Genomic DNA, 16,310 nt, shown 5'->3' on the forward strand with positions numbered 1-16,310 from the left:
TGTGTGCTCAGCCTGAGAAGTGCTATTGCGCACCTTCGACGCTGAGACGCCATTGCTGGCAGGGATAGGTATTTGCCTGCCACTGCTGGACGGCCGCACCGTTCTCGGTACTCCCCGAAGCAACTTCCAACGTGAGGCCCGAGTGTGAGTTGACAACCCGGAACCAATCGTCGTCGCTCGTCATGGCCCATCGCTGAGTCGCGTGGCCGGTGTCCGCCCACTGAACGGCTTGGACCCCGGACGCGGTCTGTGCCGCAGGGATCTCCAGTAGGAGACCGGAGTTGACGTTACGGAGGGTGAAGACGCCGCCGGCCTCGGCTGCCAAGTTCCAGACTTGAGTTTGGCTACTGGTCCGTTCCCATTGGACTGCGCCCACCCCGTTCGCGGTCTGTTCGGAAGGAATCTCAAGATACTTGCCGCTGCCTCGGTTGAGGAGGCGAAGGTTCAGCGGCATATCTACCTCGCTGGCCCGCACGCGGATGAGGTCGATCTCCGCGTAGGAGGTTCCCTTGCTGAACACGATGGTATTGAGTCCTGAGCGAAGCGTCACCGTTGTGCTCGCCCACCCGAATCGTCCCCAGTCATGGGTAGCGGCATACCGGATCGTCCCGATGCGTGTGCCGTTGACCGAGAGCTGATGCGAGGAAGGCGCCCCAGTACCATTGTCATAACGGACATCCAGAGAATAGGTCCCATCCTGGGGCGCGGTCACCGCAAAGGTGACGGTCGAGGTGCTCTCGTTGATATCGCCGATCTTGGAACCGTTACTCGCGTCTCCGTGCGTAACCAGGCGCGTATTGCTGCATGCAGCGAGGTCTGCCTCGTATACGACGGCGTTGAGCGGTGTCGGCGCCATGACGATGTCGTTGTAGCCTGTTGTCAGGTTTTCGACATTCGTCGCCTGCCACAGTGTCCTGGTGGAGGGGTCGTAGTCAAGCGCCTGCGCGAACCCAGAGAACGTTCCTCCCGCGGTATCAGACGCGTCGTACGTGGCACCGTACGGAAGGCGTTCCCAGGTTCCTTGTCCGCTGGCCCGGTTGACATAGTAGTTCTGGCCGCCGTCGATGTTCCCCTCCGCGTCCAACGCCCATTTCGAGGCAACGACCACCATTCCCTCTGGACCGCCCTCGGGAACCCAACGGACGAACGGTGAGGAGCCGATGCCGCGCCCGTCAGCGAGTTCAATCTTGGTGCCGATACTCCGCTCCTGCCAGGTCAGCCCGTCCTCGGAGATTTGGTAGTAGATGACCGCATTGTTCTGGGTACGGGACGGGCGATTGACCACCTCATAGACGGCGATGTACTTGCCGTTCGCCATCCTGGTCACAGTGATCATGCCCGGGCGATCGCTACGATTATTGGGGGCGGAGACGTTGACCAGCTCGCCCCATGTCTTTCCCCCGTCCAGCGACCGGCGATACACCACAGCCTGGAGGACCCCATCCTTCTTCTGGCGCTCATCCGAGTAGTACGCGACCAGTCCACCCTGGGCGTCAACAGCGAGCGAAGGTTCCCAGACGGTGGTGGTGGTCGAGCTGGGTGAGGGGTCGTAGGTGGCGGGTCCTCCGGCATCGATGGTGCTGAGGTAGGTCCAGCTCATGCCGTGGTCCACGGAAGAGTAGAGGACCAGAGTGGAACTTGAACGGTCCTCGGGCATGATCATGCCAGCGAAGAGCAGCGTTCCAGCTGTGATCCCAGCGGTTCCCGGTGGCACCTCGTAGAGGAACGGCTGCGCGGTGCGAGTCAGGGACGGGAACTGTTGGCTGGGCGTGATAGTCGCAATCCTGGTCCACTGGTCGGAGCCTGCTAGGCGACGGTAGATCGGGTAGACCTGGACCCCGTTCTCCAGGACGAGCTGGTCGTAGGTGACCAGAGCGGTTCCGTTGGAAGAACCCGAGTTCTTCAGGATGATCGTCTTCGCGTAGGTCGTTCCCGCCGCGCGCCCTCCTTCTGGGTTAAATGAGGTTCCTGCGTCCGGCGAGTAGATAAGCTGGGGGCTGAGGTCCGTGAGGGTTGCGGCTGCGGCCTCCGGTATCTCACCGATCAGATGCGCAGCAACTCCCGTCATCAAAGCAGCGCCTACGAAGTGACGCCGGCTGAGGTTCGTCATGTCTCTCCTTTGAGCTCAGCGATGGATGGGGTGTCGCGATGGGAAGTACAAGCCGGGATGGGCTAGTCGTAGCCCTTCAGCCGGCCCGCGCAACCTCAGACCCGGGTACAAGCACCCGCGAGCCGTTGGAACTCCAGCAAGGCGTCGTTGTCCCTGCGCGTGAGTCCTTTCGAAGTCTCGACGAGGTCCTGAAGTCCCATCGTGAGAAGGTGGGAGCCGCGAGGCTCGGTCGTGTGGCGATAGGTCCACTCGTACATGTCGAACAAGGGCCACCATGTGTAGCCGACGACGTTGAGGCCATCGTCCCGGAGGCTCTCAATGGCGCTGACAGACTCGCGCATCCATGCCACTCGCTCGGCCACGCTCGCCGTCACACAGGTCTCCGTGAGCATGACTGGAACACCGTAGCGCCGAGACCAGGTCGTCAGGACGTCAACGAGGCCTTCTGTCCCGTCATCACGTGAGGGGCGCGGATCCGCGAAGCCGCCCGTGTGATAGACGCCGTTCTCGAATAGCTCGGTTGACTGGCGCGGATAGTAGTTCACGCCCATGACATCCGGCATGGCCCGATAAGTGGAGAACCAGTCAAGATCCGTCTCCGAGACGCCGTGCCTCATGAGGCTCTCAGCCAGACAATGGGCTGAGTCAACGCGCCCGGTCACGAGGTCCTCCACGAGAAAACGTTGCTCATTCAGCCTGGCAATAGTCTGCTGGTGTTCGGAATCTCGATCCGCGCTGGCGTAGCGCATACCTGCATCGACGTGTACGAAAGTCGCTCGGCATCCCAAGGCCGCCGTGACTGCCTGTTGGCTCAGCACAAAGCCCTTCGCCAAGGCGAGGGCGACCTGGCACATGCCCTCGAACCCCGAGCGGTACGGAGGCCAGTAGCCGTACTCGCCGCAGAAGAGCGCATGGATCATAGGCTCGTTGACAGGTGTGTAGTCCTCAATCCGGTCTCCGTAGCGCTCCGCGACGGCCTGGGCGTAGTCACCGACCCGTTCCGGATAGTCGGGGTTAAGGAACTGATCATCAAGCCACAGGGGCGTGCCGTAGTGAAGGAGGTCCAGGACTGGCCGAAGCTCTGCGGTGGTCAGCGCATCCACCGCGCGGTCAGCCCAGTCCCAGTCCCACACGCCCGGTTCGGGGTTGACCCGATACCAGGGGAGCCCCCACCGCAGGAGCTCGGCCCCTGACCTAGCGGCGTTGCGGAAGTCCTCGTCATAACGCGTGTAGTGCTCAGTCAACTCGTACTCGTCGATAGGCCGCTCGCCCGGCCCGGGCTGAGGCACGAAGGTGTCCTCGAATCCGAGGGCGAAGTGCAGCGCCCCGTCCTCATACCACTTGCTCGCCATGGGAGTTTCCTGCTCCTTGCTCGCGACGGATCTTCCGATGCCCTCTGCTCAACCGAGCTCGACGGCGAGCCAGCTGGCCGGCGGCAGGGTGGTGGCCAGCACGCCGTCGACCAGTGAGACCTCGTGAGCGACGGGGCGTACACGGTCGGGATCGTCGGCGGTGTTGACGGCGTCGAGGTCGTCGGGGGCGATGATCTGCGCGCTCACGACTCGGCTGGCGCCGAGCGATCCAAGCGCGGCGGTGACGTCGATGGAGTCGGTGAGTGAACGATTCAGTGCGAGCAGGGAACCGGTTGCGGCTTCCTCATCCCACGTGACCACAGCGTCGACCGCGTCAACGTCACCGTAGCACTCGGTGCCGGTGGTGGGGCTGGCGACGACGGCGTCGTAGGCCTTGCCGCGCGCGATCCGCGCCCCGATGGAGAAGGGGTAGAAGGTGGTCTGGCGCCAGGCCCGACCACCCTTCTCCGTCATAATCGGCGCAATGACGTTGACCAGCTGCGCCAGGGAGGCCGCCTTGACGCGGTCGGCGTGGCGCAACAGGGAGATGAGCATGCCACCCACCACCAGGGCGTCGGCGCCGGTGTAGACGTCCTCAATGCGGGGGGCCGCCTCCGGCCAGTCCTCGGGAGCGAAGCTGTGCTCGATGGAGTTCCATGCCCCCAGGCGCCAGACGTTCCACTCGTCAACGGAGACCATGATCTTCTTACTCGAGCGGTGCTTGGCGCCGACGGCGTCGGCGGTGGCGATCACGCCGTCGATGAAGCGGTCCAGGTCCACGCCGGCAGCGAGGAAGCTGGCGCGGTCCTGGGCGTCGGGGTCGACGTAACGGTGGAGGCTGATGTAATCGACCTCGTCGTAGGCCAAGTCGAGGATGGTGCGCTCCCAGTCGCCGAAGGTGGGCATTTCCCAGGAGGCGGAGCCGCAGGCCACCAGTTCGAGGTTCTGATCCACCATGTGCATGGCGCGGGCGGTGGACAGGGCCAGGTAGGCGTAGTCCTCGGCGTTCTTGTGGCCGACCTGCCAGGGGCCATCCATCTCGTTGCCCAGGCACCACATGCGCACGTTGTAGGGCTCCTCGTGCCCGTTGGCGCGGCGCATATTGGCGTACTCGGTGTCCACCTGGCCATTGACGTAGTCGAGGAGGTTGACCGCGTCGGTCTCTCCGCGGGTGCCGAGGTTAATGGCCATCATCGGCTCGATGCCGGCCTGGTCGCACCAGGTCATGAACTGGTCGGTGCCGAAGGTGTTGGGCTCAGTGGTGTGCCAGGCGAGCTCGAGGCGGCGGGGTCGGTCCTGAATCGGACCGACGCCGTCCTCCCAGCGGTAGTTGGACACGAAGTTGCCGCCGGGATAGCGGACCGTGGTCACGCCGAGCTCCTTGACCAGCTCCATGACATCTTGGCGCAGGCCATGCTCGTCGGCGGTGGGGTGTCCCGGCTCGAAGATGCCGGTGTAGACACACCGGCCCATGTGCTCAACGAAGGAGCCATACATGCGGGGCGAGATCTCACCGATGGGGCGGTCGACGTCGACCGAGATACGTGCAGACAAGAGTGCCTCTCCTTTGAGCCTGTCGGGTGTGCCTTCCGGCTTGCAGCATCATCATGACCTCCCTACTTCAACGTTGTCAACACCGATGTTCCCCGCACGCCTCCCATACATTCAACTTTTTCCTCATATTTCAGCGACTACACCTCCTTCGGCCACAACATAGCGTTATGACATCGTTGAACGTGTGCCTCCGCACAATGACAGCGTTTGCCGGTATGCTGCCGCGCATGGCCGCCACCCTCCTCGACGTCGCCGCCCTGGCCGGTGTCTCGGCGAAGACGGTGTCTCGGGTCATCAACAACGAGCCCGGGGTCCCCCCCGCCACTCGCGAGCGTGTGCTGTCCGCGGTGGCGCAGACCGACTACTCCCCCAACGCTTCGGCACGTTCGCTGCGCACCGGCCGTTCCGGCATCATCGGGCTGGCGGTTCCCGAGTTGAATCAACCGTTCTTTGCGGAGATCGCCGACCGCATCGCCGCCGAGGCCCGCCGCCATGGTCTGACGGTTGTACTCGGGGTCACTGGCGAGCATGGGGAGGGTGAAGCCTCTTTCCTCGCCCAACACCGGGAGCTCGACGGCACGATCATGTACTGGCAGGGAATGTCGACGGCGCAGCTCCGGGACGCTGCCGCCGGCCACCCGCTCGTGCTGCTCGGAGAGCGGCACCATGACGCCGTCGACCGCGTCACCATGGACAATGACCAGGGCATCGGCCTGGTCGTGTCGCATCTGCATGCCCTGGGACGCACCCGCATTGCGGCGCTGGGAGCGCCCTTGCCCGGTGCTCGAGGACACGCGGCGGGGCGCACCCGCATGGCAGCGTGGCGCGCCCATATGAAGCACCACGCCTTGGCGATCGACGAGGACCGTGTCATTGCCTCCAACGAGTGGCGGCGTACGGACGGCGCCGCTGCCATTCGCACGTTGCTCTCGCGGCAGGTGCCCTTCGACGCCGTCATCGCCTTCAATGACGGTCTGGCGCTCGGTGCGCTTCGCCAACTCGCTCAGGCCGGGGTACGAGTTCCCGACGACGTAGCCGTCACCGGCTTCGACAACCTGGAGATATCCCGTTACACCTCTCCGTCGCTCACCACCGTGTCCCCCTTCCTGGCCGCCTACGCCGCCGATGCCGTGTCGCTGCTGCGTCGGCGCATCGAGTCCCCGTCGCAGCCGCCGCGCACGGTCATGGAAGATGTGGCACTGCTAGCCAGGGATTCAACGGTGGGAGGTGAAGCTCCGTGGCCGCACGGGTGACCATGAGCGATGTTGCCGCGCGGGCGGGGGTGTCCGCCAAGACGGTCTCCAACGTGCTGCATGGCGCTCCGGGGGCCTCACCGGAGACCCGTCGTCGCGTGATGGAAGCGGTGACGCAGCTCGACTATCGGCTCAATACGAGCGCTTCGGCGCTGCGCTCGGGGCGCCGTGGAAGCATCACTCTGGCGATCCCCACGCTGCAGCAGCCCCTGTACGCCGCCCTAGCCCAGGAAGTGATGAAGGCAGCCGGTGGCGTGGCCGTCATTCTCGAATTGACTCGCGGGGAGCCAGACCGGGAGCAGGAGATCCTCGATGGCACCTGGGCGCGCCAATCAGACGCGGCCATTCTCGTTCCGCGGGGGCTCGATCCGACGGCGCAGAGTCCCACAGATGACACCCCGTCCGAGCGCGCACTCGTCCTTATCGCGGACGATGGCCCGCCTGCCCTGCCGCGAGCGGCGTGTCCCGCTTCGGCGCAGGCGGAGCTCATTGCCGCTCACCTGCGCGAGTTGAGTCGTCATCACCCCGCCGTCGTCGGGATATCGAGTGACGCCGACCGATGGACCGCAGCGTGCACCGAGCAGCTGCGGCGGGCCGGGCTGACGGTAGATGACGAGCTTGTCCTCCGAGCGGACAGCCCGGACGGGCTACTCGGCGGAGTCGAAGCGGTAGCACGTCTGGCGCATGCGGGCGCACCCGTGGACGCTGTCGTGTGCCACAACGATGCGCTCGCCGCCGGAGTGACCAGTGCGCTGCGCCGTCGAGGCGTACGAGTACCGGACGACGTGGCCGTCATCGGCCGCGGCGACACCGAGACGGCCATTTTCTCCACCCCGACGCTCACCAGCGTATCCCTGGACCTGCCCGCCCTCGCCAGTGCGGCGCTTGGGCTGCTCGGGCCGGACCCGACCCGCGCAGATGATGACGCGGCGCGGGTGATCGAGATCGCCCCGGCGCTGTCGGTGCGTGATTCCACAGTCAACAGCGCCGGGGCGGGGAGAAGTGCAGCGGCTGCGCCATCCGGTAACTGAGCCTCAGCCCTGGTTGAGGCGGTAGTACACCTGCGCGGCCCGCAGCTCGTGTCCGAAACGGCGGGTGTTGGTGTGCTCATCGATGACGGCGAGCTCCATCTGCGCGATCTCGGCCAGGTCCTGCCACATCGCCAGGGTGGTGGCCGTGGTCATGACGGTGTGGTGGGCGGCGCCGGCCTGCATCCAGCACTCGGTCGAGGTGTAGAAGTCCGGAGCGGGCTCCCACACGGCGCGGGCGACGGGCAGCTTGGGCAGCGGCTCGTCGGGGCCGACCACGTTGACGACATTGGCGGTCAGGCGGAAGCGCTCGCGCATGTCGGACATGGCCACCACCAGCCCGGCGCCGCGATCGGCGTCGAAGACGAGCCGCACGGGGTCCTCCCGGTTGCCGATACCCAGCGGGTGGATCTCCAGACGCGGCTTGGATTCGGTGAGCGAGGGACACACCTCGAGCATGTGCGCGCCGAGGATCTTCTCCTTGCCCGGGGTCATCTCGTAGCAGTAGTCCTCCATGAGGGAAGCGCCGCCGGGCAGGCCGTAGCCCATGACCTTGGCTGCGCGCACGAGCAGGGCGGTCTTCCAGTCGCCCTCCGCGCCGAAGCCGTAGCCGTCGGCCATGAGCCGCTGGACCGCCAGCCCGGGCAGCTGACGCAGCCCGCCCAGGTCCTCGAAGTTCGTGGTGAAGGCCGTGGCCCCGCGCTCTTCCAGGAATGCCCGCATGCCGGCCTCGATGCGGGCGCCGTAGCGCAGCGACTCGTGCCGCTCACCACCGGGGCGCAGCTCCTCGACGACGTCGTAGGCGGCGAGGTACTCCTCGATAAGAGCGTCGATCTCGGCGTCGGTAACGGCGTCGACGGCGGCAACGAGGTCGTTGACACCCCAGGTGTTGACGCTCGCTCCGAGGCGGAGCTCAGCCTCGGTCTTATCGCCCTCGGTGACGGCAACGTTGCGCATATTGTCCCCGAAGCGGACGAGGCGGGTGTGGTGGAGGGAGTCCCACCCGGCGGCGGCACGCGCCCAGGTGGCAATCTTGGCCTGGGTGGCGGCCTGGGAGGCGTGGCCGACGACGACCTTGCGGGGCTGGTTCAGGCGGGTGAGGATGTAGCCGAACTCGCGGTCGCCGTGGGCCGCCTGGTTGAGGTTCATATAGTCCATGTCGATGGTGGACCAGGGCAGGGACTCGGAGTACTGAGTGTGCAGCTGAACCAGCGGCTTGGCCAAGGCGTCAATACCGGCGATCCACATCTTGGCCGGGGAGAAGGTGTGCATCCAGGCGATGACGCCGATGCAGGAGTCGTCGGCGTTAGCGGCGAGCATGGCGGTGCGGATGGCGTCGCGGTCCTTGAGGACCGGCTTCCAGACAATGCGCACCGGGATGGCGTCGGCGTCGTCGAGCCAGGCGGCCACCTGCTGGGATTGGTCGGCGACCTGGGCGAGGGTCTCCTCACCGTAGAGGTCCTGGGAACCGGTGAGGAACCAGATCGCCTTGCCGGTAAACGGGCTGGGAAGGGCGTTCATGCGGAATTCTCCTTTGAATCAGTGACGGAGTCGTCAGTAGGTAAGTAGCCGAGTAAGTGGGTAAAGGCCGAGCAACATGCGGCAGGGCAGACCAGGACGTGTCAAGCAGACCGGGCGGTACCGCCACCGCGTGCTCAGTGTTGTCCGTAGACGTTCTGGTAGCGGTCGTTGAGCCGGTCGATGAGATCCTGATCAATAAGCTCCAGCTCACCGCCCTGGCGCGCAATATGCACGGTACGGGCAACCTCCTCGCACATCACCGCAGCCTTAACCGCCGCCCGCGCATCCTTACCGATGGTGAAGGGGCCGTGGTTGGCCATGAGAACGGCCGGGGACTTGGAGTCCTTAAGGGTCTCCACAATGCCGCGTCCGATCGAGTCATCCCCGATCAGGGCGAAAGGCCCCACCGGGATCGGCCCGCCGAACTCATCACCCATCATCGTCAACGCACACGGGATCGGCTCACGCCGCGCCGCCCAAGCCGTCGCATAGGTCGAATGGGTATGCACCACCCCGCCCACACGGTCCATGTGCCGATAAACGTAGGCGTGCGCCGCCGTGTCGGACGACGGCGCCAGCGAGGCCGGCGTGCCATCCTCGATCTTGTCCCCATCCAGGGTGCACACCACCATGTTGTCCGCGCTCAACTCGTCATACGACACCCCCGAGGGCTTGATGACGAACAGGTCGGTCCGCTCCACACTGCCGTCGGCGCGAGTCAGCGTCACCCGCTCGGAGACGTTGCCGGCGGTCCACACCACCAGCCCCCAACGGGGCAACTCGGCATGCAGCACCGCCACCTTCTCCCGAGTAGCGGCCACGGCCGCCTGCACCTCAGGATCCAGCTCGGCCAGTACGATCCGCTCGGTCATCTCATTTCTCCCTCTCATAGCGGGTTTGAAGTTCTAGCAGCAACACACAAAACCAGCCACACCCAAGGGCACCCCCTCGAGCCCGACGTGTCCGGCTCCGAACGCGGCATGCGGCCGCCGCCCGGACGCCCCTATTGTGAACGTTCACTTTCAGAGAGTCAAGGCCACGATACCCTCCCCCTCTAGCTTCAAGCAGCAGGTCAGAAAACAGGGATCCATACGCGCATGGCGCCTGGGCCACGGTTGCCCCAGGTGGAAAACGGCACCATGTCCGCGTGAATTGTTGGGGATGAACGACCGCGCTCGTTCCAAGACGCATCTCGATAGAGCGTGTCTTCAGGCGCATGTACATGCATCCCAACCCGCAGCGTGGGTGCCGGGGCATCCGGTGCAAGCGGCAGCTCGGTGATTGCCGGCGGTTCGGGAAGATACACGTCATCGGCAGCGACGGCCTGGGGAAGGTCGGCCTGCTCCAGGCAGTACAGGATGGGACCACGCTCAAGGGCGACACTTCCACGGACTGCGTCCACGCGGTGGTGTGCCGCCGTCCAGCGGGGCTGCATCGGGAGCCTGAGGACAGCGCCGTCGACGTCGTCCGCGTTGATCTCAACGTAACCTTGAGCCAGCTCGCCTTCGGATACTGCCCGCGACTGACCGTCTACAAGCAGCGTGGCGCCGTCGGCCCATGCCGGAATGCGGACCCGCAGGTATGCGCCGGGTGGTAGCGCCGAGCCCTCTAGCCGGAGCGCTACGTCACCGTCTGCGGGATAACGCGTTTGAATGACCAATCTACCCCCGCCGAGAGCGGCAGGCAGATCAATATCCGCGGCGATGAGCTGATGGATCTCGAGCACGTTGCCGCCCTGAACGGTGGCGATATAGGCACCTGCCTGAGCGATGATGCGGGCGATATTGGGTGGGCAGCATGCACACGAGTACCAGGGTTGGCGCTCGGCCGGAGCGTTTTCCTCGCTGAAGCGGTCGGGGCGTCGCTGCATGGGGTTGGAGTAGAAGAACCGCGTACCACTATGGTCCACGGATGCCGCCAGGGCGTTGAACAACTCGCGTTCCATGACGTCGCCATAGCGGCGGTCCTCGTTCGCAAGCATCATGCGCCATGTCCAGTGGAGGTCGGCGATAGTTGCGCAGGTCTCGGCGTAAGCGCGGTCCGAGGGCAACTCGTAGTCGTTGCCGAAGGACTCGTCGCGGTGTCGGGAGCCGAAGGCGCCGGACAGGTACATCTTGCGTTCGTGGACACGTTGCCACTGCTCCCGCATGACGGCGAGCAGCGCCTCTTCTCCGGTCTCCAGGTACAGATCGGTGACTCCGGCGTTCAGATACAGCTGGCGGACGGCATGGCCAGACGGATCCACGCCATCGCGTACAGCAATGTGGTCTTGGTAGTACCGGTTGCCGAATCCTTTGTTGGGAAGGATGCCGTGTCCGCGCTGATTGACAAGATGTTCGGCCAACTTGAGCCAGCGCAGCTGGCCGGTGTGGCGGTACAACTCGATGAGCGCCGTCTCGATTTCAGGGTGTCCGGGTATTCCGTCCTCTCTGCCCGGACCGAAGCGGCGGTCGACGAGTGCCGCGAAGCGGATGGCGATCCGCAGTAAGTCATCCCTTCCCGCGGCACGATCCAGGGCCACTCCGGCCTGGATCATGTGACCGAGGACGTACATCTCATGCGTCCAGTCGAGTTCGGCGAAGCGCTTATCGGGATGTCCTCCCTGAATCCAGGTGTGCAGATACCCGGTGGGCTCCTGGACGCGAGAGATGAGCGAGATCGACTCGTCCAGCCACGCATCGAAATCGTGCGTTCCCGAACGGGCGATTTCCCAGGCGACCGCCTCAATGACCTTATACAGATCAGAATCGGCGAAGACGAAGCCGCGATACTCCGCACCAGATTCCCCGATCACCCGCCGGAAGTTGTCCATAACCCCCGAGGATTCAAGGTTCGCGATGCAGTGCGGGAGGGTTCGTTCTGCGTTACGGGCTTGCCAGCGACCGATCAGGCTGTCCGCCGCGATCCTGACGGAGCCGATGCCGAGGGGAGTGCGTTTCGCATGGGTCCCGGGCAGCGCCGGGACGCTCACACGTCCGGCTGTTCCTGTCCGTTGGGGCTGCGCTGATGACACGGTCTGCTCCTCACATCGTTGTGGCACGACCATGATGAAGGAATTGATGAAGCGTTGTCAATTACGTTTTGGTGACGATACGTCAGGCGACCGGAATGCCGCGTCGCCCAGTGGATCGGCGCCGAGTGCCCACAACCGCTTGACGACCCGTCGGACATACCGCGACCGGGCTGCTCCCGACCGGGCCGCGGCCCGGGAACATGCCCGCGAGACCGGGAATCAGCCCGGGAAGAGCGATTAGCGACTGGAATCACGCACGATGAGCCGCGTAGCAGCGGCCGCGTCCGGTACCGGTGCACGGCCCTCGAGCAGAGCGATCACCTGTTGCACGGCGAGTCGAGCCATCTCGGCGCTGCCGGGGTCGACAGTCGTGAGCGATGGGGTGCTGTAAGCCCCCTCCTCCGTGTTGTCGAAACCCGTCACGGCGACGTCGTCCGGGATCCGCAAGCCGGCGGCCTGGAGTGCGCGCATCGCTCCGATCGCAACAGCGTCATTGACGCACATGAGGGCATCGAAGTCGACACCCGAGCGCAGCAGCCCGATAGTGGATTCCAGTCCCGTATCGCGGCGGTCCCAGTCCTCACCGGCTACGAACAGCTCCTCATCGGCTGACAGGCCTGCCTCCTGCAAAGCGTCAAGATATGCCTGGAAACGTGGGCCGCCCTCCCCGCCTAGGCCCGCCGTCGAAAGGTTGGCGATACGTCGCCGCCCCGACTCGACCAGATGACGTGCCACTGCGAGCGCACCGCCATACTCATCCATGGCAACCCTGGCAATCCCCTCGGTCGGCAGCGCCCCAACCTGGACAACGGGCAGCGCTGGCCGCCTACCGGCGAGTAGCGCGTCGTTGAGGTGATGGGGACATAGGAGCACCGCATCGGCGTCGTGCGTGGAAATGCCCAAGGCAGCCTCGACCTCCCGTTCCGGGATGTCCTCCGTCAGGCGGATCGTTGAACGCATTCCCCGGCCGGCGAGCTCATCAATAAGTAGCTCGGCAATCTGCGAGAAGTAGGGCTGATGCAGGTTGGGAACCACAATGGCGACTCGCCCGAACGAGCCCCGCGCCAGGCCTCTGGCGGCTTCCGAGGGAACATAGCCGAGGCGGCGGGCAGCCCGGCGCACGCGCTCGCGCGTACTCGGGGACAGCCGGGTTGTCCCGCTGGGGCGGGACGACAAAGCCGTCGACGCAGTCGAGAGCGAGACGCCCGCGGCCTCGGCAACATCCCGCAGCCTGACACGCCCTCTCACAAGGCACCCCCCGATCGTCGCCGCTCGATGTAGACAGCCGAGCTGAAGCCGAGCGTTGATTCCCTGCGCACCAGTGTCGGCCCCACCGTGGTGCTGTGCGGCGACCGCGCCTCTACTTCCCATCGGCGTTCCAGATCGTCGAGGGCCGCTCGGGCAATCTCGGACATGGGGAAGCGCAGGGTTGTCAGTGTGGGGGTCGAGAATCGGCCGTCTTCGAGGTCTCCGCAGCCGCACACGGCAACATCCTCCGGCACGCGTACCCCGCCAGCAAGCAGTCCAGATAGCACCCCGAGCGCTAGGTCATCGTCCGCGCACACCACCGCATCCACCGCCGTCCGATCCTTGGTGAGCGCCCGACCGATCCGAAGCCCCTCCGCGCGATGTGCACAGGACTGGGCGTCTAGAACAACGGCGCCCGGAATCGCATCGGCCAGCGCCCGCGTCATGGCCTCCTGCCCGGGCTGAGGCGGCCCAACGACGGCGATGGCCTTGAATCGCAGAGCGCGCAAGTGCCGCGCCACCGCGTCCGCAGCGCGGTCGAGATCAAGACACACCCGGTCTGATGATCCGCTCCCCTCCGCATCCGCCCATGCCCCTATGCTGCACGTTGGCAACGCATAATCGGGCGGCGGGCTCGGGGTATCACCGTGAACAGTGCCCACCAATATGGCGCCGTCAAACGCCGTCCTCTGCTCAATGAGCACCTGTGATACCCGCTCGGGATCACCCCCACAGGGCTCGATGGTGACCGTGAGACCGCGCCGATCCGCCTCGACAACCAGGGCCTGTGTCAGCGCAGCGACCCAACGATCACGTAGTTCGGGGATCAATACCGCTATGGTCTCGGTCCGCCCGGTCCGCAGCGTCCGGGCGAGGGCGTTGGGCTGCCAGCCGAGCTCATCGATGGCTGCCAATACCTTGCGCCGCAGCGCTTGGCTCACATTGGGCTCGTCATTGACCACGCGCGAGACCGACTTGAGCGACACGCCAGCCAGTTCAGCAACCTGACGCATTGTGGCAGCCATGGCATCTCACCCCCGATCCTCGTGGGCACACGCTACCGACTGCGGTATAGAGCTGCGATGTGCCACGCTTCATCACCAGCATCCTCGCCGTCGTCTGGCGTCGGCACATGCGAGCCCACCGAGTTGACAACGCTTCATCGTTGCGGTCATCATATCGTCGCACTGCCACGTGAGGAGATGACAATGACGTCACCTGCATCAGCCACTGTCCCGCCGCGAGGCTGGAACTCCTGGGACTGCTTCGGCGGTTCGGTCACCGAGCAGGAGGTGCTTGATAACGCACGCTTCCTGCGAGACCACCTGCTCCCGCATGGGTGGGATACCGTCGTCGTCGACATCCAGTGGTACGAGCCCGACCCCGGAATCAACGCTTACAACTCCGTCTCCAATGCCGTCATCGATGACTACGGCCGCCCTCAGCCCGTCGTCTCGCGCTTCCCCTCCGCCGCGAACGGGCGCGGCTTCTCGCCATTGGCCGAGGCCCTGCACGCCATGGGGCTGCGCTTCGGGGTTCACCTCATGCGCGGAATCCCGCGGCGGGCGGTGCAGGCCGACTCCCCGATCCTGGGGACCTCATACACCGCTCGGGACATTGCGGCACCCGAGTCGGAGCGGTGTCCCTGGAATCCGGATTATGAGGGCGTTCTCCCCGATCATCCTGGTTCCCAAGCATGGTATGACTCGGTGTTCGCTCTCTTGACGCAGTGGGGCGTCGACTTCGTCAAAGTCGATGACGTTCTCTATCCGCCCATCAGGCGAGCGGACATCACCATGATTCACCGGGCTATTGAACACGCGGGAGGAGGGATTATCCTCAGCCTCTCCCCCGGACGCGAGCTCTCGCTCGAACATGCTGCTTTTCTTCGAGATAACGCCGAGATGTGGCGTGTCTCGGACGATCTGTGGGATGACTGGCCGGCCATAGTTGAACAATTCCAACGAGCCGCCCGCTGGGCCCACGTCCAGTCCGACGACGGCGTCGGTGATCTCGATATGCTTCCGCTCGGGCGCCTGGGCATACGAGCACATGTCGGCGGACCACGCGATTCGCGCCTCACCCTTGAGGAACAACGCACGGTGGTGACACTGTGGAGCATCGCGCGCTCACCACTCATGGTCGGCGGGCACCTTCCCGACTCCGTTCCGGAGACAATCGCTCTCCTTCAAGCCGATGCGGTTCTCGCCGTCGGCGAGCGCGGCGAGAACTGCCGCGAAATTATCCGGGACCAGGAGCTTGTCGTCTGGCGATCCACACTCCGCCCCGATCATTGCCGCAACACCGACGCGGCCGTCAAGCGCGACAAGCAAGAGGTTCGCGCCGTCTTCAATCTCGGCCGGTCGCCGCGACGTATCCGGCTGCATGTGGACGATCTCGGCCTGCCAGCGGCGACGGCTGCGGTGCTCGATCTGTGGTCGGGCGAGACTCAAACGCTGACCGATGGCTGGTGGCAGAGCGTTGTGCCTGCGCACGGCGCGAGCATGTTCTGCGCAGTGACCGGCCATTGATCACCATTACTTGAAAGATTGATCATGTCGCTGCCCTTCATTCCATCCACCGTCTTCCGCACGGCGGCAGACAGCCACAGCTCGCACGAGCCTGCTTCCACCACCGAATCACCCGCCCAAGTCAGGAGCACCATGTCCATTCAGCCCAGCCGCGCCGTCGTCGACCTCGACGTCCCCGGCCCCATCATCTCCCGCCACCTCTACGGCCATTTCGCCGAGCACCTGGGCCGGTGCATCTACGGCGGCTTCTACGTGGGCGAGGACTCCCCCATCCCCAACATCCACGGCCTGCGCACCGACGTCATTGAGGCGCTCCGGGCCATCGCCATCCCCAACCTGCGCTGGCCGGGCGGCTGCTTCGCCGATGAGTACCACTGGCGCGACGGCGTCGGCCCCAAGGAGCAGCGCCCCACCATGGTCAACACTAACTGGGGGGACGTGGTGGAGGACAACTCCTTCGGCACGCACGAGTTCATGGAGCTGTGCGAGCTGCTCGGCACCGACGCCTACATCACCGGCAACGTCGGTTCCGGAACGGTGCAAGAGATGAGCGAATGGGTCGACTACCTCACGCGGGACGGCGACTCCCCCATGGCGCGATTGCGACGGGCCAACGGCCGCGAAGCACCGTGGCGGGTGCCCTTCTTCGGGATCGGCAATGAGCCCTGGGGCTGCGGCGGGAACATGAGGGCCGAGGTCT

General features: G+C 65.0%; 11 protein-coding genes and 2 pseudogenes. 4 read left to right on the plus strand and 9 right to left on the minus strand.

The features are described 5' to 3' along the window. Positions 1–22: 22 nt before the first annotated feature. The 3 genes from RWX45_RS07955 to RWX45_RS07965 all read right to left on the minus strand — a co-directional run bounded on the left by RWX45_RS07955 (position 23) and on the right by RWX45_RS07965 (position 5,016). On the minus strand, positions 23–2,110 hold the full coding sequence (locus RWX45_RS07955; RefSeq protein ID WP_316023193.1) for an RICIN domain-containing protein: 2,088 nt from the start codon (positions 2,108–2,110) through the stop codon (positions 23–25). Between the two features lie 95 nt (positions 2,111–2,205). Beyond that, positions 2,206–3,462 carry a family 1 glycosylhydrolase gene (locus RWX45_RS07960; protein WP_316023194.1) on the minus strand — a complete coding sequence of 419 codons (1,257 nt, stop codon included), beginning with the start codon at positions 3,460–3,462 and terminating at the stop codon, positions 2,206–2,208. A 48-nt stretch (positions 3,463–3,510) separates the two neighbouring features. Beyond that, on the minus strand, positions 3,511–5,016 hold the full coding sequence (locus tag RWX45_RS07965; protein ID WP_316023195.1) for an alpha-N-arabinofuranosidase: 1,506 nt from the start codon (positions 5,014–5,016) through the stop codon (positions 3,511–3,513). Between the two features lie 227 nt (positions 5,017–5,243). Here RWX45_RS07965 and RWX45_RS07970 point away from each other — a divergent pair, with 227 nt between their 5' ends. Continuing rightward, positions 5,244–6,269, plus strand: a complete 1,026-nt coding sequence (locus RWX45_RS07970) for a LacI family DNA-binding transcriptional regulator (RefSeq protein WP_316023196.1) — start codon at positions 5,244–5,246, stop codon at positions 6,267–6,269. Then, positions 6,254–7,300 carry a LacI family DNA-binding transcriptional regulator gene (locus RWX45_RS07975; protein WP_316023197.1) on the plus strand — a complete coding sequence of 349 codons (1,047 nt, stop codon included), beginning with the start codon at positions 6,254–6,256 and terminating at the stop codon, positions 7,298–7,300. The genes RWX45_RS07970 and RWX45_RS07975 overlap by 16 nt, the downstream gene beginning before the upstream one ends. A 3-nt stretch (positions 7,301–7,303) precedes the next feature. Here the strand turns inward: RWX45_RS07975 and araA are convergent, their stop codons facing one another. The 6 genes and pseudogenes from araA to RWX45_RS08000 all read right to left on the minus strand — a co-directional run bounded on the left by araA (position 7,304) and on the right by RWX45_RS08000 (position 14,104). Next, positions 7,304–8,818 (minus strand): L-arabinose isomerase, encoded by a 1,515-nt coding sequence (gene araA, locus RWX45_RS07980; protein ID WP_316023198.1) that lies wholly within the window; start codon positions 8,816–8,818, stop codon positions 7,304–7,306. A 134-nt stretch (positions 8,819–8,952) separates the two neighbouring features. Further along, on the minus strand, positions 8,953–9,690 hold the full coding sequence (locus RWX45_RS07985) for an L-ribulose-5-phosphate 4-epimerase (protein WP_316023199.1): 738 nt from the start codon (positions 9,688–9,690) through the stop codon (positions 8,953–8,955). Positions 9,691–9,890: 200 nt separating this feature from the next. Beyond that, positions 9,891–11,864, minus strand: a complete 1,974-nt coding sequence (locus RWX45_RS07990) for a glycoside hydrolase family 127 protein (RefSeq protein WP_316023200.1) — start codon at positions 11,862–11,864, stop codon at positions 9,891–9,893. A 204-nt stretch (positions 11,865–12,068) separates the two neighbouring features. Further along, on the minus strand, positions 12,069–12,866 hold the full coding sequence (locus RWX45_RS07995; RefSeq protein ID WP_316023201.1) for a substrate-binding domain-containing protein: 798 nt from the start codon (positions 12,864–12,866) through the stop codon (positions 12,069–12,071). A gap of 60 nt (positions 12,867–12,926) precedes the next feature. Further along, positions 12,927–13,079: pseudogene (locus RWX45_RS13490) on the minus strand (LacI family DNA-binding transcriptional regulator); the annotation flags it as partial. Next, complete coding sequence (locus RWX45_RS08000; protein ID WP_316023202.1) at positions 13,076–14,104, minus strand: LacI family DNA-binding transcriptional regulator; 1,029 nt, start codon at positions 14,102–14,104, stop codon at positions 13,076–13,078. The pseudogene RWX45_RS13490 and the gene RWX45_RS08000, both read right to left, overlap by 4 nt. 183 nt (positions 14,105–14,287) lie before the next feature. On the opposite strand from RWX45_RS08000, the gene RWX45_RS08005 reads away from it, so the two are divergent. Both RWX45_RS08005 and RWX45_RS08010 read left to right on the plus strand, forming a co-directional pair. After that, positions 14,288–15,610, plus strand: a complete 1,323-nt coding sequence (locus tag RWX45_RS08005) for a glycoside hydrolase family 27 protein (RefSeq protein WP_316023203.1) — start codon at positions 14,288–14,290, stop codon at positions 15,608–15,610. 24 nt (positions 15,611–15,634) lie between these two features. Then, positions 15,635–16,310: pseudogene (locus RWX45_RS08010) on the plus strand (hypothetical protein); the annotation flags it as partial.

Origin of the sequence: Actinomyces sp. MRS3W (assembly GCF_032465695.1) — a bacterium.
Taxonomy (GTDB): domain Bacteria; phylum Actinomycetota; class Actinomycetes; order Actinomycetales; family Actinomycetaceae; genus Actinomyces.

Excerpts from the sequence above, each read along its gene's own strand:
- RWX45_RS07985 (WP_316023199.1), bottom strand. The coding sequence starts at position 9,690 with ATGACCGAGCGGATCGTACTGGCCGAGCTGGATCCTGAGGTGCAGGCG.
- RWX45_RS08005 (WP_316023203.1), top strand. The coding sequence starts at position 14,288 with ATGACGTCACCTGCATCAGCCACTGTCCCGCCGCGAGGCTGGAACTCC.
- RWX45_RS07960 (WP_316023194.1), bottom strand. The coding sequence starts at position 3,462 with ATGGCGAGCAAGTGGTATGAGGACGGGGCGCTGCACTTCGCCCTCGGA.
- RWX45_RS07990 (WP_316023200.1), bottom strand. The coding sequence starts at position 11,864 with ATGGTCGTGCCACAACGATGTGAGGAGCAGACCGTGTCATCAGCGCAG.
- araA (WP_316023198.1), bottom strand. The coding sequence starts at position 8,818 with ATGAACGCCCTTCCCAGCCCGTTTACCGGCAAGGCGATCTGGTTCCTC.
- RWX45_RS07970 (WP_316023196.1), top strand. The coding sequence starts at position 5,244 with ATGGCCGCCACCCTCCTCGACGTCGCCGCCCTGGCCGGTGTCTCGGCG.
- RWX45_RS08000 (WP_316023202.1), bottom strand. The coding sequence starts at position 14,104 with ATGGCTGCCACAATGCGTCAGGTTGCTGAACTGGCTGGCGTGTCGCTC.
- RWX45_RS07955 (WP_316023193.1), bottom strand. The coding sequence starts at position 2,110 with ATGACGAACCTCAGCCGGCGTCACTTCGTAGGCGCTGCTTTGATGACG.